Source organism: Psychrobacter sp., from assembly GCF_035469765.1.
Taxonomy (GTDB): Bacteria; Pseudomonadota; Gammaproteobacteria; order Pseudomonadales; family Moraxellaceae; genus Psychrobacter.
The window spans coordinates 1-3,163 of sequence record NZ_DATIRM010000261.1 but is presented as its reverse complement, the minus strand read 5'-3'; the positions used below and the strand labels follow the sequence as shown (position 1 = coordinate 3,163).

Sequence of the window (3,163 nt, the reverse complement as noted above, 5' to 3'; positions counted from 1 at the left end):
TGTAGCTCAGTTGGTAGAGCCCCGGGTTGTGATCTCGGTTGTCGTGGGTTCGAGTCCCATCAGTCGCCCCATATTTTTATCCTTCCTCTTTGTATTCTACACGTCTATTAAAATCATTTAAAAACAGCCGCTGCCATTTTTGGCATTTTTTTATGCCTGTCAGTTTTATATTCTCTTGGCTGTCCTATTATCTGAGATTTTTTAGACTGCTTATTATTAAACAGTCTACTGGCGTTTTTGAGCAATTTTTCTTATGATACATCTTTTGTAGTAAAAGCTTTATAAGTAAGGGCTGATTTAATTATGAAAGACATGTTTATCTAAATAGCGTTATATTTTATGAAGAGTAGCACGTTATTGAGCATTTATTATTGGGGAAATGGTTGATGGACGCATTGAGCGTGTTGCTACAAAATGTGCATTTATTTGATACAAAATACTATCGGTTAAATGGTACGGGGAATTGGTCTTATTCGCTGACCAGACAAGATACGATTTTGTTTTATTTGGTGATGTCCGGTAGTTTTTGTATTGATATGGGGCGTGGGCTAAGAGAAGCGCATGCCGGTGATATCATTATGATTCCTAGTACGCACAATCACGTCAGTTATGCTCACAATCATCACGGAAAAGATGCTAAAGCACTGGATGAGCTACTTATCAATTATACGGGAGACTCGCTTGATATTCAGGGTGATGGCGATGCTCAGTCGTCTTTGATATTGATTGAATCTAAGTACGATAAAGAGATGATTCGTCCTTTATTGTCCGTGCTGCCACCGATATTGCCTGAGATTAATGATGAGTCTGATGGTCGTTTTGAGGTAATTGATGTCGAGATTCGACTATTGACCTTGGAAGCGGAGCATGAGCGTATGGGCAAAACCGCAGTTATCAATCATTGGGCAGGTATTATGCTGGTTGAGTGCTTGCGGGTTTTTATTGAGAGTTTGCCAGAGGCGACGGACAGTTGGCTAAAAGCCATGAAAGACCCTTTTTTAACCAAGGCGTTGGTTGCGATGCATGAAAACCCAAATCAAAACTGGACCATTCATAAGCTTGCTGAAGTTGCAGGTATGTCACGTTCGAGCTTTGCTCAGCGCTTCAAAGAGGTGGTTGGTATGCCACCGCTCACGTATTTAATGGATTACCGCTTGCGTTTAGCGGCGCGTTATTTGCGTTTACAGCAAAACAGTATCAGCCGTATCAGTGAGCTAGTCGGTTATGCTTCAGACTCAACCTTTAGCCAAGCCTTTAAACGCATATATGGCGTATCGCCAAAAGTATATCGTCAACAATATCAACAACAGACACTGGCTTAATTGTCAGTTAAATCACAAAGCTTTTTTATCATTGGTATTTGATAGCGGTGCAGCTGACAATGAGTGTAGGTTCATGTACTATGGAACAACAACGAAATAAGTAAGTCGCCTAGTTGCGACGCTTTTTTAGCGACCTATATTTTATGCGGATATATTAATGCCTATCCGTTATAGAGTCTGACTTACTTAGGTGATATGTATTTTTGCAGCTGATGGTATTTTATGACTGAACCGACCGCAAAACCAAGCGTAAAATCAAGTAACCCACAGGATACCTCTGCGTCTGCCTATAATAACAGCAAGACTACTAGTAAAGTCGACGCTAAAAATAATCAGAACGACTCAAATATTGAGCAAACAGATGGTACACAGGAAAGTGTAGTCACTGTGCTTGATAAAGCCGCATTGTTGGCATTGTTTGTGTTGCCAAATGCTGATGACGACTTGGCTGAGACTGACTCCGTTACACTAAACACTACCACTCAAACCTCTATAAACTCAAGTCTAGCAGCACCAGTTAGTGAAAGCAGTGTGGCTACTCAGCGTGTGGCGCTTTATCACGCGCAGCATGAGCGTACGCAGCAATTGTATCTAGCGTCAGCTGCTATCCGTCCGACCTACCTTGTACAAACCCTCAAAACACAGTTTGCAGAATATCAGCAATATTTGCTTGCTCAGCAGCTTGATAAACGTGGTCTGATGGACACGGATGCCCTTGAGCGCTTATGGCAGCAGCTGCATGTGGTCGATGATATTATTGAGGATATTGTGCGTCATATGCCAGCCCAACAGCCGGCGGGTTGGCAGCTGACAACACAGGACGGGCACAATCCGCTTTGTCTTGCTACCATCGGTAAACTTAAACATAACAAACCTTTTTTTGATCAAGGCAGTATTAATAGCTACGTGCTTGGTCACTTTGGGGTTAGTAGCTTTACTTATGATCGAGGCTATTATGTTGGTCATGTGGTGGGTTACTTGTTCAGCTGTTATTTTTGCGCGCATTTATCGATTAGCTATGGCGTGACTGCTCTTGGACAAGATGTGGTGAGCGACTATGACTATGCCAGTCTTGAAACTCCGCACATGGTCAGGTTGCTGCAAGGTTTAGATGGATATTGTAAAAAACGTATTTACCAATTGGCCGTGATTTGTGCGCGTTTGAGCGTATTTGCGAGTGATAAGCGCATCGAGCGCATGCTGATCGCTGAAGTGAATGATTTTGATAAAAAATTACAACAGCAGCATTTAGATGTTTTACTATTACAAGGCTTGATGCCAGACAGTAATGACTCTACGCCGCTTCTTTAAGTGTTCGTAAAACCTTACTTATCTAAAGCTACTATTCCCAAATTGACGCGTCAATTATCCGTTTTACTTGCTGCTGGTATTCCATTAAAAGAAACCTTGGCAGCAGTTGCCAAACAATCCCCAAAAACTCATATCAAATCCTTAATGCTTGCTGTGCGCTCGCTTTTTCAGTACGCTTGCGATATTGGTGCGTTCTGGGGTGCCATTGATTGAGACGCTATATATTGGCGCTGCGGTCACTACCAATGTATATATCCAAAAAACCATTATTACCGCTGCCGATCGAGTCACGGAAGGTTCAAATTTATCAATATCTTATTATCATTACTGAAGCCTTTAATGCTGGTGCTCATGGGCATGGTGTTGATTATTATGATGATGGCAGTGATGCTGCCAATTGTGAATATGAATGATTTGGTAGGCTAGTTCTAATGATTATCTCAATAGCGCTATATCACTTTAATTAAACTGCCTTTATTTTTTTTATTACTGTATTAGCTTTTCTTCCTTACGATATCCTGAAACGTTTT

At 41.5% G+C, this 3,163-nt stretch carries 4 protein-coding genes; all 4 read left to right on the top strand.

The window, feature by feature from the left end; genetic code table 11:
• Window positions 1-386: 386 nt before the first annotated feature.
• Complete coding sequence (locus VLN09_RS07400; protein ID WP_325245148.1) at window positions 387-1,322, top strand: AraC family transcriptional regulator; 936 nt, start codon at window positions 387-389, stop codon at window positions 1,320-1,322.
• Between the two features lie 222 nt (window positions 1,323-1,544).
• Window positions 1,545-2,633: a hypothetical protein gene (locus tag VLN09_RS07395; protein WP_325245146.1), complete on the top strand. Its 1,089-nt coding sequence runs from the start codon at window positions 1,545-1,547 to the stop codon at window positions 2,631-2,633.
• Window positions 2,634-2,846, top strand: a complete 213-nt coding sequence (locus VLN09_RS07390) for a hypothetical protein (protein WP_325245150.1) — start codon at window positions 2,634-2,636, stop codon at window positions 2,844-2,846.
• Window positions 2,847-2,878: 32 nt separating this feature from the next.
• Window positions 2,879-3,046 (top strand): hypothetical protein, encoded by a 168-nt coding sequence (locus VLN09_RS12290; RefSeq protein WP_414709104.1) that lies wholly within the window; start codon window positions 2,879-2,881, stop codon window positions 3,044-3,046.
• Window positions 3,047-3,163: the final 117 nt, after the last annotated feature.

What these genes read in the sequence shown, in the direction of transcription:
- VLN09_RS07395 (WP_325245146.1), top strand. Translation starts at nt 1,545, where the DNA reads ATGACTGAACCGACCGCAAAACCAAGCGTAAAATCAAGTAACCCACAG.
- VLN09_RS07400 (WP_325245148.1), top strand. Translation starts at nt 387, where the DNA reads ATGGACGCATTGAGCGTGTTGCTACAAAATGTGCATTTATTTGATACA.
- VLN09_RS12290 (WP_414709104.1), top strand. Translation starts at nt 2,879, where the DNA reads ATGTATATATCCAAAAAACCATTATTACCGCTGCCGATCGAGTCACGG.